The sequence below is a fragment of the Kitasatospora sp. NPDC127116 genome, from assembly GCF_042677365.1.
GTDB lineage: Bacteria > Actinomycetota > Actinomycetes > Streptomycetales > Streptomycetaceae > Kitasatospora > Kitasatospora lactacystinica.
The window spans coordinates 76,120-100,544 of sequence record NZ_JBHXTL010000010.1; the positions used below are offsets into that span (position 1 = coordinate 76,120).

36 protein-coding genes are annotated in these 24,425 nt (G+C 72.2%); 35 read left to right on the forward strand and 1 reads right to left on the reverse strand.

Going from position 1 to position 24,425, the window contains the following annotated elements:
• Positions 1 to 132: 132 nt before the first annotated feature.
• The 10 genes from ACFVHV_RS06635 (at position 133) to ACFVHV_RS06680 (ending at position 4,666) form a co-directional block, all read left to right on the forward strand.
• The gene (locus ACFVHV_RS06635) at positions 133 to 696 is read left to right on the forward strand and encodes a hypothetical protein (RefSeq protein WP_380349224.1); all 564 of its coding nucleotides are present in this window, start codon (positions 133 to 135) and stop codon (positions 694 to 696) included.
• Positions 693 to 1,463: a hypothetical protein gene (locus ACFVHV_RS06640; RefSeq protein ID WP_380349226.1), complete on the forward strand. Its 771-nt coding sequence runs from the start codon at positions 693 to 695 to the stop codon at positions 1,461 to 1,463. The genes ACFVHV_RS06635 and ACFVHV_RS06640 overlap by 4 nt, the downstream gene beginning before the upstream one ends.
• Before the next feature lie 2 nt (positions 1,464 to 1,465).
• Entirely contained in the window at positions 1,466 to 1,648 is a 183-nt protein-coding gene (locus tag ACFVHV_RS06645; protein ID WP_380349227.1) for a hypothetical protein, read from the forward strand.
• Between the two features lie 59 nt (positions 1,649 to 1,707).
• Positions 1,708 to 2,037: a hypothetical protein gene (locus ACFVHV_RS06650; protein ID WP_380349229.1), complete on the forward strand. Its 330-nt coding sequence runs from the start codon at positions 1,708 to 1,710 to the stop codon at positions 2,035 to 2,037.
• Between the two features lie 55 nt (positions 2,038 to 2,092).
• Complete coding sequence (locus ACFVHV_RS06655; RefSeq protein ID WP_380349231.1) at positions 2,093 to 2,368, forward strand: hypothetical protein; 276 nt, start codon at positions 2,093 to 2,095, stop codon at positions 2,366 to 2,368.
• On the forward strand, positions 2,365 to 2,802 hold the full coding sequence (locus tag ACFVHV_RS06660) for a helix-turn-helix transcriptional regulator (RefSeq protein WP_380349233.1): 438 nt from the start codon (positions 2,365 to 2,367) through the stop codon (positions 2,800 to 2,802). The genes ACFVHV_RS06655 and ACFVHV_RS06660 overlap by 4 nt, the downstream gene beginning before the upstream one ends.
• Positions 2,799 to 2,969, forward strand: a complete 171-nt coding sequence (locus ACFVHV_RS06665; RefSeq protein WP_380349235.1) for a hypothetical protein — start codon at positions 2,799 to 2,801, stop codon at positions 2,967 to 2,969. Before ACFVHV_RS06660 ends, ACFVHV_RS06665 begins: the two co-directional genes overlap by 4 nt.
• Before the next feature lie 49 nt (positions 2,970 to 3,018).
• The gene (locus ACFVHV_RS06670; protein WP_380349237.1) at positions 3,019 to 3,747 is read left to right on the forward strand and encodes a hypothetical protein; all 729 of its coding nucleotides are present in this window, start codon (positions 3,019 to 3,021) and stop codon (positions 3,745 to 3,747) included.
• 65 nt (positions 3,748 to 3,812) lie between these two features.
• Positions 3,813 to 4,394 carry a hypothetical protein gene (locus ACFVHV_RS06675; protein ID WP_380349238.1) on the forward strand — a complete coding sequence of 194 codons (582 nt, stop codon included), beginning with the start codon at positions 3,813 to 3,815 and terminating at the stop codon, positions 4,392 to 4,394.
• Positions 4,391 to 4,666 carry a hypothetical protein gene (locus ACFVHV_RS06680; RefSeq protein WP_380349240.1) on the forward strand — a complete coding sequence of 92 codons (276 nt, stop codon included), beginning with the start codon at positions 4,391 to 4,393 and terminating at the stop codon, positions 4,664 to 4,666. Before ACFVHV_RS06675 ends, ACFVHV_RS06680 begins: the two co-directional genes overlap by 4 nt.
• A gap of 238 nt (positions 4,667 to 4,904) precedes the next feature.
• Here the strand turns inward: ACFVHV_RS06680 and ACFVHV_RS06685 are convergent, their stop codons facing one another.
• Positions 4,905 to 5,381 carry a DUF2511 domain-containing protein gene (locus tag ACFVHV_RS06685; protein WP_380349242.1) on the reverse strand — a complete coding sequence of 159 codons (477 nt, stop codon included), beginning with the start codon at positions 5,379 to 5,381 and terminating at the stop codon, positions 4,905 to 4,907.
• A 46-nt stretch (positions 5,382 to 5,427) separates the two neighbouring features.
• Between ACFVHV_RS06685 and ACFVHV_RS06690 the strand changes: the two genes are divergently transcribed.
• The 25 genes from ACFVHV_RS06690 to ACFVHV_RS06810 all read left to right on the forward strand — a co-directional run bounded on the left by ACFVHV_RS06690 (position 5,428) and on the right by ACFVHV_RS06810 (position 24,422).
• Positions 5,428 to 5,811: a holin gene (locus ACFVHV_RS06690; protein ID WP_380349244.1), complete on the forward strand. Its 384-nt coding sequence runs from the start codon at positions 5,428 to 5,430 to the stop codon at positions 5,809 to 5,811.
• Positions 5,808 to 6,011 (forward strand): hypothetical protein, encoded by a 204-nt coding sequence (locus tag ACFVHV_RS06695; RefSeq protein WP_380349246.1) that lies wholly within the window; start codon positions 5,808 to 5,810, stop codon positions 6,009 to 6,011. The genes ACFVHV_RS06690 and ACFVHV_RS06695 overlap by 4 nt, the downstream gene beginning before the upstream one ends.
• On the forward strand, positions 6,008 to 6,319 hold the full coding sequence (locus ACFVHV_RS06700) for a hypothetical protein (RefSeq protein ID WP_380349248.1): 312 nt from the start codon (positions 6,008 to 6,010) through the stop codon (positions 6,317 to 6,319). Before ACFVHV_RS06695 ends, ACFVHV_RS06700 begins: the two co-directional genes overlap by 4 nt.
• Before the next feature lie 297 nt (positions 6,320 to 6,616).
• The gene (locus ACFVHV_RS06705) at positions 6,617 to 7,237 is read left to right on the forward strand and encodes a hypothetical protein (protein ID WP_380349250.1); all 621 of its coding nucleotides are present in this window, start codon (positions 6,617 to 6,619) and stop codon (positions 7,235 to 7,237) included.
• Positions 7,237 to 7,503, forward strand: a complete 267-nt coding sequence (locus tag ACFVHV_RS06710; protein ID WP_380349252.1) for a hypothetical protein — start codon at positions 7,237 to 7,239, stop codon at positions 7,501 to 7,503. The genes ACFVHV_RS06705 and ACFVHV_RS06710 overlap by 1 nt, the downstream gene beginning before the upstream one ends.
• The gene (locus tag ACFVHV_RS06715) at positions 7,484 to 9,058 is read left to right on the forward strand and encodes a hypothetical protein (RefSeq protein ID WP_380349254.1); all 1,575 of its coding nucleotides are present in this window, start codon (positions 7,484 to 7,486) and stop codon (positions 9,056 to 9,058) included. Before ACFVHV_RS06710 ends, ACFVHV_RS06715 begins: the two co-directional genes overlap by 20 nt.
• Before the next feature lie 13 nt (positions 9,059 to 9,071).
• Positions 9,072 to 10,550 (forward strand): phage portal protein, encoded by a 1,479-nt coding sequence (locus ACFVHV_RS06720; RefSeq protein ID WP_380349256.1) that lies wholly within the window; start codon positions 9,072 to 9,074, stop codon positions 10,548 to 10,550.
• Positions 10,551 to 10,553: 3 nt separating this feature from the next.
• Positions 10,554 to 11,564: a hypothetical protein gene (locus tag ACFVHV_RS06725; protein WP_380349258.1), complete on the forward strand. Its 1,011-nt coding sequence runs from the start codon at positions 10,554 to 10,556 to the stop codon at positions 11,562 to 11,564.
• 225 nt (positions 11,565 to 11,789) lie between these two features.
• Positions 11,790 to 12,557, forward strand: coding sequence for a hypothetical protein (locus tag ACFVHV_RS06730; RefSeq protein ID WP_380349260.1), 768 nt, complete (start codon positions 11,790 to 11,792; stop codon positions 12,555 to 12,557).
• Positions 12,558 to 12,575: 18 nt separating this feature from the next.
• On the forward strand, positions 12,576 to 13,439 hold the full coding sequence (locus tag ACFVHV_RS06735) for a P22 coat protein - protein 5 domain protein (protein WP_380349262.1): 864 nt from the start codon (positions 12,576 to 12,578) through the stop codon (positions 13,437 to 13,439).
• Positions 13,440 to 13,454: 15 nt separating this feature from the next.
• Positions 13,455 to 13,820 carry a hypothetical protein gene (locus tag ACFVHV_RS06740; RefSeq protein ID WP_380349264.1) on the forward strand — a complete coding sequence of 122 codons (366 nt, stop codon included), beginning with the start codon at positions 13,455 to 13,457 and terminating at the stop codon, positions 13,818 to 13,820.
• The gene (locus tag ACFVHV_RS06745; protein WP_380349266.1) at positions 13,820 to 14,113 is read left to right on the forward strand and encodes a hypothetical protein; all 294 of its coding nucleotides are present in this window, start codon (positions 13,820 to 13,822) and stop codon (positions 14,111 to 14,113) included. The genes ACFVHV_RS06740 and ACFVHV_RS06745 overlap by 1 nt, the downstream gene beginning before the upstream one ends.
• Before the next feature lie 9 nt (positions 14,114 to 14,122).
• Positions 14,123 to 14,683 carry a hypothetical protein gene (locus ACFVHV_RS06750; protein ID WP_380349268.1) on the forward strand — a complete coding sequence of 187 codons (561 nt, stop codon included), beginning with the start codon at positions 14,123 to 14,125 and terminating at the stop codon, positions 14,681 to 14,683.
• Positions 14,683 to 15,090, forward strand: coding sequence for a DUF6093 family protein (locus ACFVHV_RS06755; protein WP_380349270.1), 408 nt, complete (start codon positions 14,683 to 14,685; stop codon positions 15,088 to 15,090). The genes ACFVHV_RS06750 and ACFVHV_RS06755 overlap by 1 nt, the downstream gene beginning before the upstream one ends.
• A complete protein-coding gene (locus ACFVHV_RS06760) occupies positions 15,087 to 15,470 on the forward strand; it encodes a hypothetical protein (RefSeq protein ID WP_380349272.1) in 384 nt (127 codons plus the stop codon). Before ACFVHV_RS06755 ends, ACFVHV_RS06760 begins: the two co-directional genes overlap by 4 nt.
• Entirely contained in the window at positions 15,467 to 15,877 is a 411-nt protein-coding gene (locus ACFVHV_RS06765; protein ID WP_380349274.1) for a hypothetical protein, read from the forward strand. The genes ACFVHV_RS06760 and ACFVHV_RS06765 overlap by 4 nt, the downstream gene beginning before the upstream one ends.
• Positions 15,878 to 15,887: 10 nt before the next feature.
• A complete protein-coding gene (locus ACFVHV_RS06770; RefSeq protein WP_380349276.1) occupies positions 15,888 to 16,217 on the forward strand; it encodes a hypothetical protein in 330 nt (109 codons plus the stop codon).
• A gap of 67 nt (positions 16,218 to 16,284) precedes the next feature.
• Entirely contained in the window at positions 16,285 to 16,764 is a 480-nt protein-coding gene (locus ACFVHV_RS06775; RefSeq protein ID WP_380349278.1) for a hypothetical protein, read from the forward strand.
• On the forward strand, positions 16,764 to 17,276 hold the full coding sequence (locus ACFVHV_RS06780; RefSeq protein WP_380349280.1) for a hypothetical protein: 513 nt from the start codon (positions 16,764 to 16,766) through the stop codon (positions 17,274 to 17,276). Before ACFVHV_RS06775 ends, ACFVHV_RS06780 begins: the two co-directional genes overlap by 1 nt.
• Before the next feature lie 32 nt (positions 17,277 to 17,308).
• Positions 17,309 to 17,587 carry a hypothetical protein gene (locus ACFVHV_RS06785; RefSeq protein ID WP_380349282.1) on the forward strand — a complete coding sequence of 93 codons (279 nt, stop codon included), beginning with the start codon at positions 17,309 to 17,311 and terminating at the stop codon, positions 17,585 to 17,587.
• The gene (locus ACFVHV_RS06790; RefSeq protein ID WP_380349284.1) at positions 17,584 to 20,934 is read left to right on the forward strand and encodes a phage tail tape measure protein; all 3,351 of its coding nucleotides are present in this window, start codon (positions 17,584 to 17,586) and stop codon (positions 20,932 to 20,934) included. Before ACFVHV_RS06785 ends, ACFVHV_RS06790 begins: the two co-directional genes overlap by 4 nt.
• A 14-nt stretch (positions 20,935 to 20,948) precedes the next feature.
• The gene (locus ACFVHV_RS06795) at positions 20,949 to 21,818 is read left to right on the forward strand and encodes a hypothetical protein (RefSeq protein WP_380349286.1); all 870 of its coding nucleotides are present in this window, start codon (positions 20,949 to 20,951) and stop codon (positions 21,816 to 21,818) included.
• 10 nt (positions 21,819 to 21,828) lie between these two features.
• Positions 21,829 to 22,875 (forward strand): hypothetical protein, encoded by a 1,047-nt coding sequence (locus ACFVHV_RS06800; protein WP_380349288.1) that lies wholly within the window; start codon positions 21,829 to 21,831, stop codon positions 22,873 to 22,875.
• Positions 22,876 to 23,961 carry a hypothetical protein gene (locus ACFVHV_RS06805; RefSeq protein WP_380349289.1) on the forward strand — a complete coding sequence of 362 codons (1,086 nt, stop codon included), beginning with the start codon at positions 22,876 to 22,878 and terminating at the stop codon, positions 23,959 to 23,961. It begins immediately after the preceding gene.
• Complete coding sequence (locus ACFVHV_RS06810; protein WP_380349291.1) at positions 23,958 to 24,422, forward strand: hypothetical protein; 465 nt, start codon at positions 23,958 to 23,960, stop codon at positions 24,420 to 24,422. The genes ACFVHV_RS06805 and ACFVHV_RS06810 overlap by 4 nt, the downstream gene beginning before the upstream one ends.
• Positions 24,423 to 24,425: the final 3 nt, after the last annotated feature.

A 24,425-nucleotide genomic window follows, 5' to 3' on the forward strand; every position in this document is an offset into this window, starting at 1 on the left:
ACCGCCCCCTGGGACACCAACACCACGGCCGTCACCCCCCCCCCTTAATAACCCCCCCCCTGCCCCGGGGTACCGGAATGTCCCCTGCTGCGCCCCCACCGCCCCCGCACCGCAACCAGTTGAGGACCCCCGATGACCGCCCTCCCCGGCCGCACCACCCTCCTCGCCGCCGAGCTCGCCTGGCTCCTCCGCCAGGCCGGCCCCATCACCCTCACCACCACCCACCACGACGTCCTCGGCCCCGCCCTCCAGTCCACCACCCCCGACCAGCCCCCGCGCTACACCCCCACCGCCGGCGGCCCCTGGACCCACACCATCCCCGCCACCGACCTCCCCGCCCTCCGCGCCTGGCTCGACCGCCTCGACGACGACACCCCCGTCCGCATCGGCACCGCCACCCTCGCCGACGGCACCGGCACCCTCCTCACCGCCCGATCCGGACCGCAGACCATACGCATCCACCAGCCCATCAACACCGCCGTCGAGGCCCGGTGCGCTCGCTGCCAGCAGCGCCGCGTCGTCCACCCCGCCAGCCCCGCCTGGGGACACGCCCCCACCCCGCTCTGCGGTACCTGCTGGAACCGGTACGCCGACGCCCGCGCGGCCAACGACTACGTCGACTGGCCCGACGCCCTCCGCAACGCCGACGACGACCAGATCACCTGCGCGCTCACCTCCGAGGAGCCCACCCGATGAACCAGACCCAGCCCGCCACGTGCACCACCTGTCACACCGCCATCCACTGGATCGACTGTCCGACCGGCGGTTGGTGGAGGCACGACCAACACCCCGCTGACAACCACGACGCCGAGCACGACCGCATCCGCGAGGCCCTCGACGAGATGCACACCGCCGTGCAGGGCATCGTCCAGCGCTTCATCGACCGCTGCCCCGAGGGCTTCAACGCCGTCGATGTCGCGGACGCCATCGTCGAGGTCTGCTCCGACGAACTCACCGACCTCTACGAGGCATACGCCGGACTCGGCGAGCACGGAGTCCCCGGCGCCGCCAACATCCCCATCGGCCGCCTCGACTTCGGCGACGGCGACCAGGCCGACGCCGACCGCGACTTCGTCCTCAACGCCCACCGGGACGTCGAGCAGCTCCTCGCCCGGGTCCGGCAGCTGAAGGCCGAGCTGGCCGCCGCCAAGGCCGCTGGCTACCGACAGGCCGCCGACAACATCGCCGAGATGACCACCACCCACGGCGCTGACTTCGACCCGCAGATGATTCAGCACTTCCTCCAGCACGGCGCCGAACTCCGCGAACAGGCCGCCGCCCAACAGCTCGCCACGGACCCGATCGTCACCCTCTGGGACCGCATGGTCATTCACCCCACCGACCCCACCGAGCCGACCATCGTGTGCTGCAAGACCGACGACGGACACCCCGTCGCACTCTTCCTCGGCCCCGAGCACCGCGAGGCCCTCGGCCTCCAGCTTGTCGACCCCGACGGCGAGTAGGCGTGAGCGTCGCCACCTACGTCGAGATCCGCTGCGACGGCCCCAAGGAGTGCGGTGCCGCCACCCACCTGCCGTACTCGTCGACCGCCGCCGAGGTCCGGACCATCCATCGAGAGGCCGGCTGGCATCAGCGCCCCGGCGGCCGGGACATCTGCCCCACCTGCTGGACCGCCGCCCACCGCTGACACCCGCTGACGTCCGCCCGCACCCTGCGGGCGGCCCAACCCCCGAGGAGACCACCGCCATGGGCATCTGGAACTCCGCCGTCCTGCTGTACGGCATCCCCCTCCCCGACGACCACGACGCCGCCGGCTGGCAGGGCGAGGAACTCCGCGACAGCGTCCTCAACCACCACGACGGCATCGGACACGCCTCCGCCGGCCCGTACGACCGCCACACCACCTACCTCTGCACCGACTACGCCGACGCCGACATGGGCGAGACCGAGACCGTCACCCCCTTCGACCCGGCCGGACAGGACGAACGCAATGCGCGCCTGCACCACGCCTGCCTGGAACTCGACTACGCCGACCACCCCGAGCCGGCCTGGCACCTGATCGCCAGCCAGAGCTGACCCACCCGCCCCGGCCTGCCGCCCACCAACGGCAGGCCCCACCCGAAGGAGCACCATGACCGTCCACACCCGCCGCGAGATGACCATCCGCCGCGTTGCTCATGTCCTGCCCACCCCCGCCGTCGGCGCCGACCTCGGCAAGGCCTGGCGCGCGGCCCAGGCCGACTACCGTCGCGACTTCGCCGTCGATCCCAACCGGATGCTGCCCGACGACGCGCTGACCGTCACCATCGGCGATGACGAGGTCGTCATCTCGTACGAGGTGACCGTCAAGTGCCGGGACACCATCAACCTCCGCACGGTGCTGGGCCAGGACGGCGGGGAGCAGTGACCCGCCCCCTCACCCAGCGCGAGGCCGACGTCCTTCGGTACGCCGCCCAGGGCTACCCCGTCCGCATCATCGCCGCACGACTCGGACGCGCCGCCAGCACCGTCCACAGCATCCTCCGCCGGGCGACCGCCGCCCTCGGCGTGCGCACCGTCGACCAGGCCATCCAACTCCACAACCAGCCGACCCCGCCCCCGGTCCCGGCCCCGACCGAAGACGCCATGGACACCCCCGCCCAGATCGCCTACCACGCCTACGGCGCCGCGACCGGCGGCCTCACCCACACCGGCCGTCCCATGCCCACCTGGGACCAGCTCGGCCGCACCATCCAGCACGCCTGGGCTGCAGCCGCACAGGCCGTCCTCGACGCCGCCGCCCCCGCGGCCCCGCCCACGAAGAAACGCGCGACCAACCGCGCCGAGCGACGCCGCCGGTGACCGCCCTGGTCGTCCTCGCCCTCGGCGGCCCGGCATCCCTCATCGGCATCTACTGGCTCGGCACCATCCGCGGCGAGCACACCGAAGCCGACCGCGCCCAGGCCGAACAGGACCGGGTCGACGCCGAGTTCATCCGCCTCATCACCGCCGAGTTCCAGCAGCTGTAACCCGGCCACCCGCGCCCACCACCGCACCACCCAACGCCCAGGAGCCACCATGAGCACCGCCCACACCGACCTCACCCACATCGCCGCTCAGTGGCCCGTGCTGCGCGAGCTCCTCGAGGCCTCCACCCCGCGCACTTGGCCGCCGATCATGGGCCTCCAGCACGCCCAGGACGACGAAGAGGCCCTGGCCGCCGCCGACCAGGCCGCCGCGGTTGAGCGCGCCGAGCGCACCGCGGTCGCCCCCGGCGAGCGCCCCGCCCCGCTCCGCGTCAGCGTGCTCGACACCATCACCGAGCTGGAGGCCGAACTCCTCACCCTCGCCGACGAGATCGCCAGCACGGTGCAGAGGCCCGCGTTCACCACCCGGTTCCCCTCGGCCAGCCCGAACGACGACGTCGCCCGCTCGCTCGCCCTGGCCGGCCTCAAGGACGTCAACGACGTACGGCGGTGGCGGTTCAACATGGCCCACCGGGACGGTATGCGGGCCGCGGCCTGGCTCGCCGCCCGCATCGCAGGCGACGACGGCCCGTTCCGACCGCTGTCCGACCAGCAGCGCGCCCGCATCGGCCTCATCGCCGCCAACGTCTGCCGCCGTCTCGACCGCACCCTCGGCGAGCAGGAGGCCACGCGCACCCGCATCCGCGTCACCTGCGGCTGCGGCGGCAACCTTGAGATGCTCACCGGCCAGGGCGACCCCCGCATCCAGTGCGACCGCTGTGGCACCCACGCCAGCATGTTCGCCCTCCTTGACGGCCTCGACGGCCTCGACGCCGCCTGAACCCACCCACCGTGAGGGCGCTCACGCACCGTTTGTGAGTGCCCTCACCCACCGGAGACCATCACATGAGCCCCCTCACCATCGGCGCCTGGCACGCCGCCGAACTGCACGGCATCGCCGGCCCCTGGACCATCCACGGCCACGCCACCATCTGGGCCATCCAGCACCACCCCGGCGACACCACCACCGTGACCGTCGAGCTCAGCGCCCCCGGCGGCACCGGCCAGCCCGGCCACTACACCTACGCCATCGGCTCCGTGAACACCCTCACGGACGGCCGCACCGAGCTCACGCACCTCATCACCCCGCAGCCCGGGCCCAGCCGGATCATCCTCAGCGCCGCCCCCGAGTGCCACCTCGGCAACGCCGACGCCCAGCACCACCTCGCCCGCTCCGTGAGTGTCCTCACGGACTGGCAACCCATCCCCACCGGCGACGGACCGCTCGACGTGAGCGCGCTCCCGTGGCTCGCCCGCGCCGCCCAACGCGCCGCCGAAGCCCGCCAGGCCGGCACCGACCGCAACCACCTCATCCGCCGCCTCGACGCTGGCGGAGTCGCCCGCGAGCTCATCGCCCGCACCATCGGGCGCCACCCCACCCGAATCGCCCAACTCCGTCACGCCCCCTGTGCCAAGGTGAGTGCATGACGCCGACCGGGTACGACAACGCCATCCACAACGCCGCTCACCGCGCCGCCCAGCTGGAACGGCTCCGCGACCACGCGGCCTGCCTCGGCCTCGCCCGAGACCGGGCCGACGCCCTGCTCGCCCAGACACAGGGCGCGTGGGCTGGCAGCACCCCTACAGACGACGGCTTCTTCGCCGCGAAGCAGCTACTCTGGACCGAGTACGAAGCCGCCAACCCGATCCCGGGCGGCGACCCGTTCGCCAAGTTGCACACCGGCATGGCCGGCGCTTGACGCGCCAGGCCCCGGTGATCCACACTGGGCCCCAAGTTCGGCGTGCCCGGACACAGAACTTTCCGAAGGCCCCGCGGCCGAGCAGCAGCTGCGGGGCCTTCGCCATTCCCCATAGAGTTCCGTCTCGCGTCTCCGCTCTCCCCGCGTCAGGGTGCAACCGGATGAGGCGACGGAGCGGGTACCGAAAGGCCCGCACGGCCCCGGTGGTGACGCCCCCGGGGCCGTTTGGCTTTCCCGCTCAGCACAATGCGAGCCCCGCGTTGAGCATCGAGCTGATGTCCACCTTCAACCCGTTGCCGAGCACCGGATCGTCGGCCCAGATCGGCAGCAGCTTCGGGTACCTGGCCTGCGCAGTACCGTTCACCCCGTACTCCCGCCCGCCCGCCTCGAACGTCACCGCCTGCCCCGATCGGCACCGCAACGTCCCCGACTCCACCGTGAACGGCCACGGGCTGATCAACGTCCGCGTGACGAGGCGCTCGTGCGCCCCGCCAGCAGGCACCCCCTGCACCGGCGCCAGAGTGGCCCGCCCCGTGAGGGTCGACGAGACCACTGGGTACGACGGCGCGGCCGCATCATCCCCGCCGCCCCCGGACGCCGAGTACCAGAGCAGCACGAAGAGCACGAGCACCCCGCACCCCAGTGCCGCCTGGGCATTGTCCTTCCGCCGCTTCTGCTGCTCGCGGACATCCCGCGGCGTCAACTCGTCGTCCACGCTTCCTCCCCAATGAGGCGGCTCAGCGTAGGGCAGGTGATCACCCGTGGCCAGACGCAGAGCACTCACCGTCTGCAGCGTGGCCGGCTGTCCCGAGCTGACCGACAGCGGCCGCTGCCCCGCACATCGGGCCGAGGCCGAACGCGCCCGCGGCACCCGTACCCAACGCGGCTACGGACAGCAGCACCGCACCCGCTTCCGCCCCGGCGTCCTCGGCCGCGATCCGGCGTGCGTGTGTACCGTGCAGGACCACGGACACGGCCAACCCTGCGGCCAGCCCAGCCAGCACGCCGACCACTGGCCCCTCTCCCGCCGCGAGCTCGTCGCCGCCGGCCACGACCCCGACGACCCGCAGCACGGCCGCGGCCTCTGCCACAGCTGCCACAGCCGCGAGACCGCACAGCACCAGCCAGGAGGATGGAACGCATGAGCGAGGACTACCGGGCCCTGGCCCAGTGCAACCTTGACCAGGCCGCACTCGCACTCCGCCAGATCCCCACCGGGCCGACGCCCACCGACGTGATGATGGCCTGGTCCGCCAAGGCCCAGGCCATCGCCACCGCCGGCCTGCTCCAGGCCGTGCTTCACCTCGCCGCCGTACTCACCGAGAGGCAGGCGGAGAAGCCGTGATGACCCACCATGACATTCGCAAGCTGCCCGACGGCGGCCAGGTGGTAGCCGAGGAGCACACGCTCACCACCGACCAGATGCAGCAGGCGCTCGCCACCGGCGGCACCGTCACGCCCGGCCTGCTTGTCGACCCGGACCATGGGCCCGACGGGTGCGTGCTGCCGCCTCGGGCTGGCCGCCTGATCGACGTGACCACGATGAGTGACAGCGGGAAGCGATTCCTGCTGGTCCCGCTCGTCCAGGCCCAGCCGACCCAGCAGGTGGACACGGACAGCCAGCACCTGACCCACAACGGGCACAGCCTGTAGCCGAGCGGCATGGCTGACGGCCTCGTAGTGACGGCGACACTCACCAGCAGTACGCGCGACACCCCAGCGAGGACACTGTGAGCGACCGACTCCGCAGAGTGACTGACTACGGTCCGTCATGACCCCTGGGGGGTGACCCCCGGTCTGATCTTCCAGGGACCCGCGGGGGAGGCAGCTCGCAGTCTGTACGGGTCTGGGAGTCCCAGAACCGAGCGTCAAGTGACGCACCGTGACACCAGGCCGGGCCGCAACGGCTCCGGTTGCACCGTGCTGCAACGGCACACCCGGGGAGGCGACATGGCAGGCATGGGCCCGGCGCCGAAGCCGGGGGCCGAACGGCGGCGGCGCAACGCCACGCACGCGACGACCAAGCTGCCTGCAGGCGGCCGTACCGGCGAGGTGCCGCGCTGGCCCCTGCTCGACGACATCGTGATGACGACCCAGCGCGATACCGCCCAGCGCACGGTCGACGAGCTCGAACTGCAGCTCCTGGAGCCCACGCTCAAGGGCCGCCCGCGCGCCGCCGCCCAGCGCAAGCTCGACGCGGCCCGCTCCGAACTGAACATCGTCTCCGCCCAACTGGATGCCGCCCGCCGGGTCGAGGCCGAGCTGTGGACCGAGCTGTGGGCCACCCCGCAGGCGGCCGCCTGGGAGCGCCTCGGCTGGACCCGTGAGGTCGCCCAGTACGTCCGGTGGAAGGCCAAGGCGGAGCAGGGCGACATGGACGCCGCCAAGGAGGCCCGGCAGCTGGCCGACCGCCTCGGCCTCAACCCACTCGCGATGCTGCGGCTGCGGTGGGAGGTCGCCGAGGACGAGGTCGCCGAGCAGCGGCAGGACCGGACGGCCCGGACGCGGCCGGCCAGCGCCCGCCAGCGCCTCAAGGTGATCGACCCGAACGCGGCCGCAGGGGGTACGTGATGCTTTACGTCATCTGCGCGGGCACCTACGACGAGGCCCTCGCCTGGGCGCACGAGCATGGGATCACCCGGCGCCGTGCTCTCTATGCCGGGCGGGCCAGCAGCGTTGACGGCCTGCGGAACTTCGTCACCATCAGGCTGCCGAGCTTCTTCGGTCGCCCGGACTGGCGGGAGATCGAGGCCACCATCCGCCGCAGTGAGCTGAAGATGGCGGCGAATCCGGCGGCGCGCGGTGAGAGCAACCCCGATGGCCTGGCGGGGGGCTGAGTACCCCGGCGAGTTCCCCACCCTCGGCTGGTCGGTCGGCGAGTGGATCGAGGAGCACTGCGTCATCCCGGACGGCGACCGGGCGGGCGAGCCGTACCGGCTCACCGACGAGATGTGGCGCTTCCTCGCCCACCACTACCGGCTGAAGCTCGACGCCCAGCCCGGCCAGCGCGCGCCAGCGTTCGCCCACCGCCGCTCGCAGTTGGTGAGGCCGCAGAAGTGGGGCAAGGGTCCGTTCAGCGCGTCCCTGATCTCTGCCGAGGCCGTCGGCCCGGTGCTGTTCGACGGCTGGGACGCGAACGGCGAGCCGGTCGGCCGACCGTGGCCAACCCCGCTGATTCAGATCGCGGCCAACAGCGAGGACCAGACCGCCAACGTCTACGCCGCGCTGCAGCCGATGATCGAGCTGGGGCCGCTCGCCGACCTGATCCCGGACACCGGCGACACCCGGATCAACCTGCCGGGCGGCGGCCGGATCGACCCGGTCACCTCCCGCGCCCGCACCCGGCTCGGTCAGCGCGTCACCTTCGTGGTGCAGGACGAGACCGGCCTGTGGACGGTGGCCTCCGGCATGGTGCAGGTCGCCGAGACACAGCGCCGCGGCCTGGCCGGCATGGGCGGCCGCTCGATCGAGACCACCAACTCCTGGGACCCCAGCGAGGATTCGGTGGCCCAGCGCACGGCGGAATCCCGGGTGCGCGACATCTACCGGGACCACCGGCTCGCCGACCCGCACCTGAAGTACAAGCTCAAGGCGGACCGGCGCAAGATCCACCGGGTCGTCTACGGCGACTCGGCGAAGAAGCCCGGCGGCTGGGTCGACCTCGACGCCATCGAGGCCGAGGCCGCCGAGCTGATCGAGAAGGACCTGGCCCAGGCCGAACGCTTCTTCGGCAACAGGATCACGGCCGGCACCGGCACCTGGCTGGAGCGGGCCGTGTGGGAGACCCTCGCGCAACCGCGCATCGTCCCCGCCCGGGCCCGGGTCGTGCTCGGCTTCGACGGCTCGGACCTCGACGACTGGACCGGCCTGCGCGCCGAGACGCTCGACGGCTATCAGTTCACCCCCACCTACGGGCCGGACCGGCGGCCGACGATCTGGGACCCGGCCGACTGGGGCGGCCAGGTCCCGCGGCTGGAGGTCGCCGCGGCGTTGGACGAGGTGATGACCACGTACGACGTCGTCCGCGGCTACTTCGACCCGCCCTACTGGGAGACCGAGGTCGACACGTGGTCCGAGAAGTACGGCGACCAGCGCGTGATTCGCTGGCACACCAACCGGATCACGCAGATGCATGCCGCAGCCGAGCGGCTGCTGACCGACGTCACGAAGGTGGACACCGGCTTCCGGCACGACGGCTGCGAGACCACCGCCGCGCACGTCGGCAACGCCCGCAAGGCCGCCCGGCCCGGCGGCAAGTACGTGCTCCGCAAGGCCAGCACGACGCAGAAGATCGACCTCGCGGTGTGCTCGATCCTGGCCCGCGAGGCGGCGGGCGACGCCATCAAGGCCGGTCTCGGCCGGGACGACGACGAGTGGGTGTGGACCGCGTGAGAGGAGGTGCATCGTGGGACTGACCCTGGAACAGGCCGGCGCCCTGGCCGATGTCCTGCTGGCCGAGCTGCAGCACCGGAGCGGTACTGCGCGAACGGCCCAGAACTACTTCAAGGGCAGGGTGCCGCTGCGGTTCGCCACCGACCAGTACCGGGCCTACTTCGAGAAGACGTACAAGGGATTCTCCGACAACTGGGTCGCACCGGTGGCGGAGGCCCCGGTCGAGCGGCTCGCCGTCGTCGGCGTGAAGGCGGCCGGGCAGGTGAGCGCCGACGACGAACTGTGGGGCGTGTGGCAGCGCAACGGCCTCGACGCCGACTCCCAGCTCGGCTTCCTCGGCGCCGGGCTGGCCGCCCGGGCGTTCTGCCTCGTCTGGGGCGACCCGGACGACCCGGACACCCCGGTCGTCACCTTCGAGGACGCCACCCAGGCCGTCGTTCAGTACGAACCGGGCAGTCGCCGGTGCCGCCGGGCCGGCCTGAAAACCTGGCAGGACGGCTTCTGCGAGTACGCCACCCTGTACCTCAAGGACGAGGTCTGGAAGCTCAAGCGCGCGCACGGCGCCGAGGAGCGCAAGTCCGCGAACCTCTCCCAGGCCGAGGAACTGGAGAAGTCCTGGCAGCTGCGCAACTCCGGTGACGAGCCGAACCCGCAGCCGAACCCCATGGGCGTGGTGCCCCTGGTGGAGCTGCCAAACCGGCCGCTGCTGGCGTCCGACCCGATCAGCGACGTGTCCGGCGTGATCGCCATGCAGGACGCCGTCAACCTGACCTGGTCCCAGCTGTTCACCGCCTCCGACGCCGCGTCCTTTCCGCAGCGGGTCATCCGCGGCGCGCAGACGCCCAAGACACCGATCCTCGACCAGAACGGCCAGGTGATCGGCAGTCGGCCGGTGCCGCTCGACAAGTTCGCCGTCGACAAGGTGCTGTGGCTCTCCAGCGAGAAAGCGGCCATCGACTCGTGGCCCGCCGCGAACCTTGAGGCGTACACCAAGGTCATCGAGGTCGCCGTCGGCCACATCGCTGCCCAGACCCGCACCCCGCAGCACTACCTCATCGGCAAGATGGCGAACCTGTCCGGCGACGCGCTGATCGCGGCGGAGACCGGCCAGGTCAAGAAGGTGCAGCAGAAGCAGCTCTGGTACGGGCAGGCTCTGCGCGAGGTGTTCCAGCTGATCGCCCTTGCCCGTGGCGAGACAGCCAAGGCCCGGGTGTTGGCGGGCGGCACGGTGATGTGGGCGGACGCCGAGTCCCGGTCGATGGCCCAGCTCACCGACAGCCTGCTGAAGTTGAAGCAGATCGGGTTCCCCTTCGAGTACCTCGCCCTGCGGTACGGCCTCACACCGACCGAGGTCGCGGACTTGATGGCCATGCGCGAGCAGGAGGCCGCTCTGGACCCGGTGTCGGCGCTGATGAACAGCGCCCAGCAGGCCCAAGGCGCCCAGCCGACGGCACCGTCCGGGGTACCGACCGGGCCCTCGCCGGCGGGGTGAGCCGTGGACCTCGTGGAGCTCGCCGGGCGGCACCTCGTCGCGCGCCGCCGCGTGGCCGCCGCTGCGGTTCTGGGAGCGGTGCGCGAGTGGCGCACCCTCGACAGCCGGGACCTCACCGGCTCCTGGGCCCAGCTGGCGCCCCGGCTGCTGGCCGTGGTGTCTGCAGGGCAGACGGCGTCCGCCGCCAGCGCTCAGGCCTACACCGAGCGTTCGGCCGCGCTGCAGGGCGCCCGGCCCGAGCCGGCCGGGGCCGTGGTCGCCCAGGCGTTCGCCGGGTACGCCTCGGACGGCCGGGACCTGGCCAGCCTGTTGTACCTGCCCGTGATCGACAGCAAGGAGGCCATCGCCTCCGGCGCGAGCACCTCGGAGGCGATGGCGGTCGGCGAGCGCAAGCTCCGCATGCTCGTGGACACCGAGGTCGCCGACGCGGGCCGGGCCGCCGACGGCGTCGGCATCACGGCGGACCGGGCCCTGAGCGGCTACGTCCGCATGATCTCCGGCGGGGCGTGCGGGCGGTGTGCAGTGCTCGCCGGGGTCCGGTACGCCTACAACAAGGGGTTCCAGAGGCACCCGCACTGCCACTGCACGCACGTCCCGGTCGCCGGCCGCGGCAGGCACCGCCCCAAGGTGCCGACGCTGAACCCCCGGGTGTACTTCGACTCGCTGACCGCCGCCCAGCAGAACCGGGCCTTCACTGTCCACGGTGCGCAAGCCATCCGCGACGGCGCCGACATCAGGCAAGTGGTCAACGCCCGCCGCGGCGTGGCCACGACCGGGTCCTGGGTGGAGAACGGCGTCACCCACCGGGGGCGCCTCGCGCGCACCGGCACGGGCCAGCAGGTCACCACGACCTCGTTCGGCACCTCGCGCCGCAGCCTCGCAGGCCGGCGCCTGCGCGAAGCCGGGGCCCGCGGGCAGCAGGTGCGCCGACTGACGCCGGAGGCGATCTACCGGCTGGCCAGCACCCGCGACGAGGCGATCCAGCTGCTGTACCGGCACGGCTACATCGTCTGACTCTTGTCCTTCACCGATTCGGGGCGAGGCACACCACCGGGCCGGGCCGCGGCAAACCGCCGCGCCTTCCCCTCGGTGGCGAACCAGGCCCGGTACCCGGTGGCACAGATGGCATGCCAGCCCCGAACGGGGTCCGGCTGGAAGTTCCACATGACGTCAGCTTCGCACGAACCCCTTGGCCGCGCGCAACGCGTGGCACCTGCGCCCGCAACGGGAGATACCGACATGCCTGACTCCACTGACCCTCTTCTGTCCGCAGCCGAGCTGCCCGTCCACCCGATCACGGGCCTGATCGCGCTCGGCTGGCGCAAGCCCCGCCCGGGCGAGCACCGGTTCCAGCCGATCTGGCCCATCCTCGGAGGCGCCCCCGGTGACGGGGACGATGACCCCGTCGACGAGCCGGACGACGACAGCCCGGACGACGGCGACGACGAGCCGGACGACGAGCCGCTCGGCGACGCCGGGACGAAGGCCCTGGCCGCGGAGAAGGCCCGCCGCAAGGCCGAGGCCGACCGCCGCCGGGTCGCCGAGAAGCGCGCCGCCGACCTGGAGGCCGAACTCGCCGCTGCGAAGCAGGGCGACGGCGGCCCCGACCCGGACCAGATCCGCCGCGACGCGACCACCGCCGCCACCGCCCGGGCCAACGAGCGGATCCTGCGTTCCGAGGTCCGCGCAGCCGCCGCAGGCAAGCTGTCCGACCCCCGCGACGCCCTGCGCTTCCTCGACCTCGACAAGTTCGAGGTCGACGAGGACGGCCAGGTCGACGAGGACGAGATCGCCGACGCGATCGCCGACCTCCTCAAGTCCAAGCCCTACCTGGCCGCAACGGCCGGCAGCACCAAGCCCCGGTTCGAAGGCACCGGGGACGGCGGCGCGCGCAAGGCGCCCACCGGCCCCCGACAGCTCACCGAGGCCGACGTCAAGAAGATGACGCCCGAGCAGATCGACGAGGCTCACCGCAAGGGTCAGCTGCGCGACTACATGGGCTCCTAACCGAGAGGACCCACACCAGTGGCCATCACCCGATTCAAGCCCGAGATCTGGAGCGCCAAGCTCCTCGTCGCCTCCCGCAAGGCCCTCGTCTACGGCGGCCCCCAGGTCATCAACCGGGACTACGAGGGCGACATCTCCGACGCGGGCGACACCGTCCGCATCACCTCGATCAGCGACCCGACCATCGGCACCTACGTGCCGAACTCCACGACCATCACCCCCGAGGAGCTCACCGACGCTCAGCGGACCCTGGTGGTTGACCAGCAGAAGTACTGGGCGTTCAAGGTCGACGACGTCGACAAGCGGCAGGCCAAGGGCGACGTCATGACCGAAGCCATGTCCCGGGCCGCCTACAAGATGGCCGACGTCCAGGACCAGTACATCGCGAGCTTCTACACCGGCATCCAGGCCGCGAACGTCATCGGCTCCACCGGCGCCCCGATCAACATCTACACCACGCCGACCGACGCCTACGACAAGGTCCTGGTCCCCCTGCGGACCAAACTCGCCAAGGCCAACGTCACCACCCAGGGCCGGTACCTAGTCGTCTCGCCGGAGTTCATGGCGTCCCTGCTGCTCGACCCGCGCTTCATCAAGGCCAACGAGTCCGGCACGCCGGACGCCCTGCGCAACGGCTTCGTCGGCCGGGCCGCCGGCTTCGACATCTACGAGTCCAACAACGTCCCGGTGCCGTCCGGCGACACCCAGGTCATCCAGGCGGGCGTCAACGCCGCGATCACCTTCGCCGACCAGATCGTCAAGACCGAGGCCTACCGGCCGGAGTCGAGCTTCTCCGACGCGATCAAGGGCCTGGCCGTGTACGGCGCCAAGCTCGTCCGGCCCGACATGCTCGCCTGCGCCTACATCGACCCCGCCGCCTGATCGGAGACCTGACCCATGGCCCGCACCGCCCTGCCCTACAGCAGCCTCCTGCCCAACAGCAGTCTCGCCGACCCGGCCGGCACCGCACTCACCTCCGGCGCCGGAAACGGCGGCCAGATCGCCAAGGCCGCCCCCGAGCTGACCCTCCTGCGCCTGTCGAACGCCTCCGGCGGCTCCGGCACCGCCACCATCAAGGCCGGCGCCTACCCGCCCGCCCTGGCCGCTGGCCTCGGCGACCTGCCCGTCACCGTCGCCAACTCCGCCACCCAGTGGATCGGCCCGTTCGAGTCCGGCCGCTTCCTCCAGAGCGACGGCTCCCTCGTCATCGAGACCTCCGTCGCGATGACCGCCACCGCCTTCCGCGTCCCGAGGAACACCTGATGCCCGACACCATCCACGTCCGCGGCGAGGGCGGCGCGGTCATCGCGATGGACCTGCCGCTGCACGAGGCGATCGCCCACCGCCTCGCCACCGGCCAGCTGCAGCGCGTCAGCGAGGACGGAAGCCCGTACACCGAAGGCGACGACGACGTCCCGTCCACGCCGACCAAGCAGCCGGCGAAGACCGACCCGAAGGCGCTCTGGGTTGGCTGGGCCGTAGCTCAGGGCGCCGATCCTGACGAGGCCGACGGCATGACCAAGAACGACCTGATCGAGGCATACGGCGCCGAGTAGGAGGCGAGCATGAGCCTGCCCCCACTCGCCACCCAGGCCGACGCCACCGTCTACGGCTACAGCCTCCCGCCCCAGGCCGCGGACGCCCTCCTCGCGAGAGCCTCCGCCCGCATCCGGCGGGCAGCCGGCCAGCCGATCACCTCCAGCACCTCCACCGTCCGACTCCCGGCGCACGACGGCACCGTGACCCTTCCCGGACCTCCGGTCACCGCCGTGGCATCGGTCGTCGCCGTCGACTGCACCGGCGCCACCTCGGCCCTGCCCTGGTGGTGCTGGGACGGCGACCGGCTCACCGTCCCGTGCGGCACCGGACAGGTCGAAGTCGTCTACACCCGCGGCTACACCACCGTCCCGGACGGCGTCGTCGAGCTGACCTGCGCGGTCGCCTCGCGGTTCGGCGCCACCCCGGCCGGCGCCGACGGGCTGCTGCGGTCCGAGCAGATCGACGACTACAGCAGGACGTTCGCCACCGAGGCCATCACCGCGGCCGGCGACCTGCTGCCCGGAGAACTCGAGGCCCTCGAAGCGGCCCTCGGTACGCCCGAGGCCTGGATGACGGGGAGCCGCTGATGGCCATCTTCCCTCTGCTGGCCGCCGGCCGGGCGGCCCACGAGGCGCTGATGCTGGACACCGTGCGCCTGGTGCGGCCCGGCCAGGACGTCTACGACCCGGCGACGGGCGCCACCGGCCAGCCGGACGCCCGGGTGCTGTACAGCGGCCCGGCCCGGGTCAAACCGATCGTCGCCCAGGACCAGGGCATCGAGGCCGGGCAGCGGCAGGTAGTGCTGCGGCGGTATCAGGTCGCGCTGCCGTGGTCGGCGATGCCGCTCGCGGTGGACCGGGTCGTGGCCGGCGACCAGGTGCTCGTGGACGTGTCCCCGGATCCGCGGCTGGTCGGCATGACGCTGTGGGTCACCAGCGTGAGCGAGTCCGCGACGGCGACGGCCTGGCGGCTGGAGACGGAGGACCGGTCATGAGCGCGGACGTGAGCGGCCTGGAGGCCATCGCCGACTACCTCGCCCGGGCCGGCGCCGAGATGGACCGGCAGACCCGGCAGGTCCTGGCCAAGGGCGCGCTGAACATCAAGCGCGACTGGGCGGCCAACGCCCGCGCCAGCAGCGGCCGGTACGCACCCCACTACCCCCGATCCATCTCCTACGACCCGCCGACCGTCGGCCCCGGCGGCGCGTTCGTCGTGATCGGCCCCGACAAGGGGGCAGCTCAGGGGGCGCTCGGCAACCTCCTGGAGTACGGCGGCAGCAAGAACCCGCCGCACAACGACGGCGGCCGCGCGCTGGCCGCCGAGGAGCCGCGGTTCTTCGGCGCGGTCGAGCAACTCGCCCGGGGCCTGCTGTGAACGCCCCGGTCCCCGACGACCTGCCGCACGTCCTCGCCGCGAAGGCCGCCATCGAGGCCACCGGCGTCGCGGTCTACCTCGGCGGCGCCCCCGCCGGCGCCACCCTGCCCAAGGCGTACGTGGTGCTGTACCCGTCGCCCGGCATCGAGACCGCGGCCTCGCTCGCCGACGACCGCACCGACCTCGACCTGCCGCTGCAGGCCACCGCGGTGGCCACCACCCCGGACGGCGCGATCGGCACGGCCGTGCGCGTCCGGCGGGCGTTCGCCGGCGGCCTGGTCGTGGACGGCCGGGTGTGCTGGCGGCCCGAGCCGGTCGGCGGTCCGCCGCTGCAGCGCGACGACGACGTCACCCCGCCCTGCTGGTACCAGCCGCTGCAGTACCGCATCCGATCCATCACCTCCTGAGGAGGCCACCGTGCCCCTGCTCGTCCCCCAGGCCGTGTCCCTGACCGGCCTCACGCCGACCTACAGCCCCGCCGCCGCGTCCACGACCGTGCCCTGTGGCGACAGGCTGTTCCTGCACGTCAAGAACGCGGCCGCCGGCTCGATGACGGTCACCCTGACCTCGACCGCCAAGGTGGCCGGGCAGGCGGCCGCGGACGTCGTCGTCACCGTCCCCGCCACCACCGGCGACAAGATGATCGGCCCGCTCCCGGCCAGCCTCCTGGCCGGCGGCACCGACGGGTCCTGCGCGGTCACCTACTCGTCCACCGCCAGCGTCACCGTGGCCCTGCTCCGCATCTGACCCGCCCCGCTCACCCCCTTGCCCCGCGCCGATCCGGCCGGGGCATTCCCACGCCCCGGGAGGGCACATGTCCGACCTCATCGGCGACGGCAAGGTCCGCGTGGCCTGGGCCGCGTCCATCGCCAACATCAACGCGCCCGCGGTCGCCGAGCTGACCGCGGCCCAGGACCTCACCCAGCGCATCACCCCGGACGGCCTCAAGACCGACCCCACCACGGCGGCGGTCGACACCGGCAACCTCGCCAGCACCTTCGACACCGAGGAGGCCGGCCGCACGAAGTTCGCCAACGAGCTGGTACTCAAGCGCGGCACCACCACCCAGGAGGACCTGCCCTACAGCACCCTCGTCAAGGGCGCCCGCGGCTTCATGGTCGTGCGCCGCGGCCTGCCCTACGACACCGCCTGGGCCGCCGGCCAGCAGGTCGAGGTCTACCCGACGGTGTGCGGCGAGCGCCAGAACAAGGCCACCGCCGCCAACGAGGTCATGAAGTGGACGGCGCCGATGTTCGTCACCAGCGAGCCCGCGACGAACGCGCTGGTGGCCTGATGCCGGACATCGAGGACATCATCAAGGGCACGACCCTGCGCGAGACCACCGTGCCGCTGTGCCTGGCCGGTGAGCTCCAGGGCGAGTACGAGGCCCTGGAGCGGCAGCTCACCGATGCCGCCACGCTGGTCGGTGAGTCCCTCGCAGGGAGTCCCCGCGTGCCGATCGCCGAGCGCATGGAGGACCTGCGCGCCGAGATGGCCGAGCACCTGGTCGAGTTCCGGTTCCGGGCGCTCGGCCACCAGGCGTGGTCCGACCTGCGAGCGGCCCACCCCGGTGGCGACGGCCAGGTTTTCAACCCGGACACGTTCGGCCCGGCCGCCGTCGCGGCGTGCGCCGTCGAGCCGGCCATGACGGTCGAGCAGTACAAGCGGCTCGCCGAGAAGCTGACCTACGGCCAGCAGGAAGCGCTCTTCGGCGCGGTGTGGGAGCTCAACACCACGGTGGCCACCGCCGTCCCTTTCTCGCTTCTCGCCTCCGCGACCGTGGCGGGCCTTGGCGGCGAGAAGTAGAAGCCGCCCGCGCCTGGGGAGTTCCCAGGTCCGTGTTCCTCGGCCGTGTGGTCGGCCCGGGCGAGCCGCTGTGGACCGACTCCGACCGGGCCTGGGCGCTGGCCCTGCTCGCGGTCGAGGACGAGACCTGCCGCGGCTGCGGCCAGCCGATCGGCGAGGCCACCAGCCCCGACACCGAGGGCCGGTGGGAGGCCGAGCTCATCCGCTGCCACCCCTGCACCACCGCCTCGACGACCACCACCCGGTTCCAGCAGGACGGCGGCGACCCCGCGGGCGTCCACGTCCACGTCCACCGGAAGGAGGCGCCGTGACCGACCGCAGCGTCACCGTCCGCCTGGGCGTGGACAATACGAGCGCCCGCCGGGCGACCGCGCAGTCCGAGCAGGATTTCCGCCGGGTCGCCCAGGCCGCGACCGCCTCGGCGGCCGAGCAGCAGAACGCCTTCCAACGCGCCTCCACGGCCGAGCAGGCGTCCTTCGAGCGCACCGCTGCCGTGGCCCGCACGACCGGCCGGGCCACCCAGGAGGCCATGGCCGCCACCACCGTCAGCGTCGGTCGCCTGGCGGCCGCCGCCGAAGAGGTCCCGGCGACGTTCGCCAGCGCGGCCTCGCTCTCCACGCGCGCCATGGCCGAGATCGCCACCTCGGCGCAGACCACGTCCACCACGGTGGTTGCGGCCGAGACCCGTATGTCGGAGGCCACCGCCGCCTCGGCCGCCGGCATCCGGAACTCGCTGGCGATGCGCCTGGCCGCCGCGGAGGCCGTGGTGGCCCAGGAGGCCGCGCTCGCGACCGCCACCACCGCCTCGGCCGCAGCCGGCACCAGCCAGGCCGCCGCGCTTGGGAACGTCGCGGCCACGGGCGGCCGCACCGAGAAGGCGTTCAGCGCGGTCCGCACCTCCGGACTGCTGATGCTGGGCATGTTCGCCGCCGCCGTCGTCACCGCCGCCAAGTTCGAGAAGGCGATGAGCGGCGTCGAGGCTGTCGCGGACGCGACCGAGCAGCAGATGGGCAGGCTGCGCGAGGCAGCCCTCATCGCGGGCCGTGACACCGCCTACTCCGCGTCCCAGGCCGCCAGCGCGGAGGCCGAGTTGGCCAAGGCCGGCGTGTCGGTGGACGACATCCTCTCCGGCGCGCTCAAGGGCTCGCTGGCTCTCGCCGCCGCGGGACAGCTCGACCTCGCCGAGTCCGCGACGATCAGCGCGCAGGCGATGAACACGTTCAAGCTCAGGGGCTCGGACGTCAGCCACATCGCCGATGTGCTCGCCGCCGGCGCGAACAAATCCGCCGCTGACGTGCACGGATTGGGCGAATCCCTGCGCATGGGCGGCCTGTTGGCCCAGCAGACCGGGCTCAGCCTGGAGGACACCGTCGGCGTGCTGTCCGCTTTCGCGGACAGGGCGTTGATCGGCAGCGACGCCGGCACCTCCCTCAAGACGATGCTTCAGCGCCTGGTGCCACAATCGGACGAGGCCAAGGGCATCATGGACCAGCTCGGCTTCAGCGCCTACGACGCGGGCGGCAGCTTCGTCGGCCTGACGAAGCTGGCGGGCAACCTGAAGAGCTCGTTCAGCAACCTCACCCCCGAGGCGCGCAACGCCGCGATGGCAACCATCTTCGGCTCGGACTCGGTGCGCGCGGCAACGATCCTGTACGAGCTCGGCTCCGCGGGCGTCGACCGCTACCGGAACGCGGTGAACGACCAGGGCGCCGCCACGCGCATGGCCGGCACCCAGATGAACAACCTGGCCGGCGACATCGAGCAGCTGTCGGGCAGCCTTGAAGTGGCGCTGATCAACGGCGGCACCGCGGCCACCGGCGTCCTGCGGGACATGGTCCAGTGGGTCACCCATCTGGTCAACGCGTGGTCCTCGCTGCCGAGTTGGCTGCAGACCTCCACCATCGCGCTGTTCGGCATCGGCGGGGCGCTGGCGCTCCTTGCGGGCGGCATCGGGCTCATCCTGCCGAAGGTCGTCGCCTTCCAGGCATCGCTGGCCACCCTGGCGGAGACGATGCCGGTCCTGGCCGGAGCCGCCGGCCGGTTCACCGGCTTCATGCTCGGGCCGTGGGGCATCGCGTTGGGTGTCGCGTCCGCCGCGCTGGCCGTCTTCGGCCTGTCGACGGTCGACGTCAAGCAGGAAGTCCAGGGCCTGACCGAAGCCGTCAAGGCAGACTCGAACGCAATCGGGGCCAACGTCCGGGCGTGGCTGGCCCACAAGCTGGAGACCGACGGAGTCCTCAAGGCCGCCAAGGCCCTGGGCATCTCGACCGCGGACGTCACCGACGCCATCCTCGGCAACTCGGACGCGGTCTCCCGGGTCAACGGCGTGCTGGAGACCTACCTGCGGCAGGTCGACGGTGTCGAGGGCGCGGCCACCGACGCGGGCCACGGCGAGGCCGAGTGGACCAAGAGCCTGCGCTCCGTCGAGGGCGCGATGAAGGGACTGTCACCGGAGATCACCGGCGCGGTGGAGGCCGCGAAGCGCGAGGCGGAGGCGGCCGGCGGCGCATCCTCCGCAACGAAGGGCCTCGGCGACGCATCCCGGGTCACGGCCCAGGACCTGTCCGACACTCGCAGTGCGGTCGAGAAGCTGACCGACAGCCTCGACACCCTGAACGGCAAGAACATCTCGGCCACCAAGGCCTCGATCGCGATGCAGTCGTCGCTCGCCGACCTGCGGGACAAGGTCAAGGAGAACGGGCTCGAACTCGACATCCACACAGCGAAGGGGCGCGACAACAAGTCCGCCCTCCTGGACGCCGCCTCGGCGGCCCAGGCGCACGCCAAGGCCGTCATGGAGCAGACGGGGTCGAGCGAGCAGGCGATCGCGGTGTTCGGCGAGGACGTCGAGGCCCTCAAGCGGGTCATGTCCCAGGCCGGGTGGACACAGCAGCAGATCGAGTCGCTGACCTCGGCGTACGCCAAGGTGCCGCCGGCCGTGACGACCAAGGTCAGCGATCCGGGCGCGCTGCAGACCATCGCCGACCTCCAGGAGGTCAAGGCGAAGGTGATGGACGTCCCTCCCGGGAAGAGCATCACCATCCGGGCGCCGTCCACCGAGGCGATCCAGGACCTGCGGGCCGTCGGCTACACCGTCGACCAGCTGCCCGGCGGCAAGGACGTCAAGATCACGGTGCCGAGCGGCGACGCCGTCAACGGGACCGCGCGGATCCAGCAGGCCATCAACAACATCCAGGGCCGCACCGTCACCGTCTCCGTCGGCTACGACAGGGAGTACGCCGACAGGCACCAGCCGGTCGGCTGGGCCAACGGCGGCATCCGGCGGTACGCCGCAGGCGGGATCACGGCGTTCGCGTCCGGCAGTGAGCGGCACGTCGCGCAGATCGCGCCCGCCGGTGCGATGAGGCTGTGGGCCGAGCCCGAGACCGGCGGGGAGGCATACATCCCCCTGGCCGGCGCCAAGCGTGGACGCAGCCTGCGGATCCTCGACCAGGTCGCCGGGATGTTCGGTCAGCAGCTCATCCCCGCCCGGCCGACGGCCGGCGAGCTGATTCCGGCCCGGCAGCTTGCGTCCCCGGTGGCTGCGGCTGCTGCGGGCGGCGGCGGTCCGACGACCAACATCACCCTCTACGGCGCCCGGCAGGGCATCGAGGAGCAACTGGCCGACATCGTGCGGCACCAGCAGTTCATCACCTGAGAGGGGGTTGGCCTGTGGCTGGGTACCCTCCGGGCCTGGTGCTCGGCCGCCAGGTCACACTCGGCACGCTGCAGTTGGGCCAGGTCGACGCGGCCGGGGTCGCCTGGACCGTAGCCAAGGACGGCCTGGAGGGCTGGTCCGGGGCCGGGGTCCGCAGCCAGTACTCGGACCGGGAGGCGGATCACGGTGCGTGGGCCGGGAAGACGTACCTCGGTACGCGGGTCATCACCGTGGCGGGCACGATTGCCGCCCCTGACCTGGCGACGCTGGACGCGGCCGTCGATCAGTTGGACGCGGCGGCCAGTCTGACCGACACCCTGCTGACCGTCGCCGAGACCGCCCCCAAGCAAGTCACTGTGCGCCGCAGCGGCGCGCCGCTGGTGAAGTACGAGACCGACCGGGTGGCCCGGTACAGCGTGATGCTGACCGCGGCCGACCCGCGCCGGTACTCGACCACGCTGCAGTCCGCGTCCGTCGGCCTGCCTGCGGCCGGCAGCGGCGTCACCCTGCCGATCACGCTGCCGCTGACGATCCCGGCCGGCAGCAGCTCCGGCACGGTGACGCTGACCAACGCCGGGTCGATCGGCGCCCGGCCGCTCTTCGTGATCACCGGCCCGCTGCCAGGGTTCACGCTGACCGCGCAGTACCCCGACAGCACCGTCCGACAGCTCATCTACTCAGACACCCTCGGCGCGGGCGACCTGCTCGCGATCGACACCGACGCGCACTCTGTCCTCCTCAACGGGACCGGCAGCCGCCGCCGGTACATGTCCGGGCAGTGGCCCGAGGTCCCGCCCCGACAGACCGTCACCTTCGCGTGGAGCTCCACCGGCTCCGACCCCACTGCCCTGATGACCGCCAGCATGCGCTCGGCCTGGATGTAGAGGAGCCCCCGTGCCTACCGATCCCCTGTGGCTCCCGACGCTGGGCTACACCGAGGACGAGCTCCGCAAGATGGACTCGGCGTTGCTCATGGCCGACGGCACGGCGCTGGGCTCGCGGCCCGGCATCCGCCCGGGCGACCCGGGCCTCGCCGTCACGCTGTCCGGCGCGGCCGTCAACGTCTCCGCCGGCACCGCTTCGCTGTACCGGCCGGGCCAGGGTGTCTACCGGGCCCAGATGCCGGCCACGACTCCCGGCACGCTCGCGGCCGCTCACACCACGTGGTCCAGGATCGACCTGGTCTACCTGCGGGTGTGGGACACCAGCGTGGACGGCAGCGGCCAACGCAAGGCGGACACGGTGCTGCTGCCCGGCACGGCGTCCGCGACGCCGTCGGCCCCGACCCCGGCCCCGACCGAGATCTACGTGCCGCTGGCCACGATCACGGTGCCGTCCACGGGCGGTGGCGGCACCGGCGCGGCCACCGTCTCCAGCGCGGTCCGGCAGCTGACCGTCGCACCCGGCGGCATCCTGCCGGTCTCCAGCGCGGCAGACATTGCGATCGCCGGGTCGTACTCCGGTCAGGCCAGGTTCAACACCCTGCGCATGCAGCCCGAGTACTGGAACGGGGTCAACTGGGCAGCACAGGGCGACTACACCAACGTCACGCCCGCGTGGACGGCATCCGTCACGAACCCCTCGCTCGGCAACGGCACCCTGCTCAGCCGGTGGGCGCGGGTCGGCCGGAAGATCTCGTGGATGGGGACCCTCATCCTCGGCTCAACGAGCAACGGCGGCACGGGGATCTGGAGCCTGAGCCTGCCCGTTCAGGCCGCGTCGACGGGGATCCTGCAGCTGGGCGTGGCCGACTACGTCAACGCTGGTGACAACGAGTACCAGGGCGAAACCCAGATCACCTCCGGTGCTTTCACGGCCGGATTCATCGTCAAGACCTCTGCGACCAGCGCGAGCACCGGCAACATCTCCAACACGGTGCCGGTCGCCGCCAGCTCCAACACGCGGCTGCACTGGAACATCGACTACGAGGCGGCGAGCTGAGTGGCGGCCGTCGAACTCACCTGGCTGGGCGTGGACCTGCGCACGGGAGCGATCGCGGAGGAGCTGCGGTCGTTGGCGCCGTCGGGCGGGCTGTCGCGGCGGATGGGTGCGGTCACCAGCGCCCAGCTGGACCTGGTGCTCGCCGGCGCCCCCGCGGGCTGGGAGGCGGCGACGGACCCGGGCCGGACGATGCTCGTCGGGGTCGACACGGCAACCGGCGTACCGGTGTGGACCGGGGTGCCCAAGCCGAGGACGGGCGGGTCCGGGCCCGTCCTGCAGATCGGCGCGGCCAGCCCGGAGTGCTACCTGGAGGGCCGCTACCTCGGCAGCGACTACAGCGTCACCGCAACCGACCAGGTCGCCGTGATGGCAGCCCTCGCCGCCCCGGCGCTGACCGGCGGCCCGCCGATCGTCCTGGACACCACCGCCTCCGGCACCCTGATCGACTACACCGCGGCCGACGCCGACGACCGGCCGATCCTCTCCTACCTGCAGGAGATCAGCGCCATGCAGGGCGGCCCCGAGTGGACGCTCGACACCGTGTGGGCGGACGCCGCCCAGACCCGCGTGCAGCTCGTACTCCGGATCCGGCCGACGATCGGCGTGGTCGACCCGATGCCGGAGCCGGTCTTCGATCTGCCGGGCTGCATCAGCGAGTACACGCTGACCGAGTCGTACGAGCGGGGGCGCGGTGCCACTTCGGTGATCGCCCGCGGCGACCGGGCCGACGGCGTCCGCGCCACCAGCAGCACCCACACCGCGACCGACCTGCTGGCCGCCGGCTGGCCGCTGTGGGAACACCGGGCCACGCCCGCCCAGGGCATCACGGACACGGCCCAGCTGGAGCGGCACGCGGCGGAGGACCTCGCGCTGATGGGCACCGGCAGCCGGGCGTGGACGGTCACCGCGGTCGCGAGCAGGGCCCCGCGGCTCGGCACGGAGTGGGGGCTCGGCGACAGCGTGCGCATCTCCGTCGCCGAGTCGCCCCGACACCCGACCGGAGCCGAGGTCGTCGCCCGGGCGTACGCCTGGGAGCTCAACCCCGCGGCCGACCGGGTGTCCCCGATCCTCCTGGAGGATGCATGAGCAGTACCCGTCTCAACCAGTTGCCCCGCGACCCGACATGGATAACCCGCCGGCTCGCAGAGCTGGAGTCCGCCCTGGCCCAACTGCGGGCCCAGCAGCCCGACATGAGTGCGGCGGCCGCCCTGCTCGCGCCGCAGGACGTGGACTCAACTAAGTGGCCGCAGACCGCCAGCACGTCGTACGCGGCGGTGGCCCGCTGCTACAACATCGCCTGGAAGCGCAGGGTCCGGGTGATGGTCGCGACGACGGTGACCAGCGGCTCCACCGGCAACGTCCGAGTCACAGCCAACGGCATCCAGCTCGGCCTCCCGGTCCCTGCCGGGACGGCCCTCGACGTCACCGCCGCCCTCCCGCCGTCCGCCCCGATCGGGGCCCAGTACCTCATCGCCGTGGAGGCGGTCCGCACGTCCGGTGCCGGCACGGTCGGCGCCCAAGTCCAACTCATCTCCGCCATCGACTGATCA

Coding starts and splice junctions, on each gene's coding strand:
- ACFVHV_RS06635 (WP_380349224.1), top strand. CDS start 133: ATGACCGCCCTCCCCGGCCGCACCACCCTCCTCGCCGCCGAGCTCGCC.
- ACFVHV_RS06640 (WP_380349226.1), top strand. CDS start 693: ATGAACCAGACCCAGCCCGCCACGTGCACCACCTGTCACACCGCCATC.
- ACFVHV_RS06650 (WP_380349229.1), top strand. CDS start 1,708: ATGGGCATCTGGAACTCCGCCGTCCTGCTGTACGGCATCCCCCTCCCC.
- ACFVHV_RS06655 (WP_380349231.1), top strand. CDS start 2,093: ATGACCGTCCACACCCGCCGCGAGATGACCATCCGCCGCGTTGCTCAT.
- ACFVHV_RS06670 (WP_380349237.1), top strand. CDS start 3,019: ATGAGCACCGCCCACACCGACCTCACCCACATCGCCGCTCAGTGGCCC.
- ACFVHV_RS06675 (WP_380349238.1), top strand. CDS start 3,813: ATGAGCCCCCTCACCATCGGCGCCTGGCACGCCGCCGAACTGCACGGC.
- ACFVHV_RS06680 (WP_380349240.1), top strand. CDS start 4,391: ATGACGCCGACCGGGTACGACAACGCCATCCACAACGCCGCTCACCGC.
- ACFVHV_RS06695 (WP_380349246.1), top strand. CDS start 5,808: ATGAGCGAGGACTACCGGGCCCTGGCCCAGTGCAACCTTGACCAGGCC.
- ACFVHV_RS06705 (WP_380349250.1), top strand. CDS start 6,617: ATGGCAGGCATGGGCCCGGCGCCGAAGCCGGGGGCCGAACGGCGGCGG.
- ACFVHV_RS06710 (WP_380349252.1), top strand. CDS start 7,237: ATGCTTTACGTCATCTGCGCGGGCACCTACGACGAGGCCCTCGCCTGG.
- ACFVHV_RS06715 (WP_380349254.1), top strand. CDS start 7,484: ATGGCCTGGCGGGGGGCTGAGTACCCCGGCGAGTTCCCCACCCTCGGC.
- ACFVHV_RS06730 (WP_380349260.1), top strand. CDS start 11,790: ATGCCTGACTCCACTGACCCTCTTCTGTCCGCAGCCGAGCTGCCCGTC.
- ACFVHV_RS06740 (WP_380349264.1), top strand. CDS start 13,455: ATGGCCCGCACCGCCCTGCCCTACAGCAGCCTCCTGCCCAACAGCAGT.
- ACFVHV_RS06745 (WP_380349266.1), top strand. CDS start 13,820: ATGCCCGACACCATCCACGTCCGCGGCGAGGGCGGCGCGGTCATCGCG.
- ACFVHV_RS06750 (WP_380349268.1), top strand. CDS start 14,123: ATGAGCCTGCCCCCACTCGCCACCCAGGCCGACGCCACCGTCTACGGC.
- ACFVHV_RS06755 (WP_380349270.1), top strand. CDS start 14,683: ATGGCCATCTTCCCTCTGCTGGCCGCCGGCCGGGCGGCCCACGAGGCG.
- ACFVHV_RS06760 (WP_380349272.1), top strand. CDS start 15,087: ATGAGCGCGGACGTGAGCGGCCTGGAGGCCATCGCCGACTACCTCGCC.
- ACFVHV_RS06775 (WP_380349278.1), top strand. CDS start 16,285: ATGTCCGACCTCATCGGCGACGGCAAGGTCCGCGTGGCCTGGGCCGCG.
- ACFVHV_RS06780 (WP_380349280.1), top strand. CDS start 16,764: ATGCCGGACATCGAGGACATCATCAAGGGCACGACCCTGCGCGAGACC.
- ACFVHV_RS06810 (WP_380349291.1), top strand. CDS start 23,958: ATGAGCAGTACCCGTCTCAACCAGTTGCCCCGCGACCCGACATGGATA.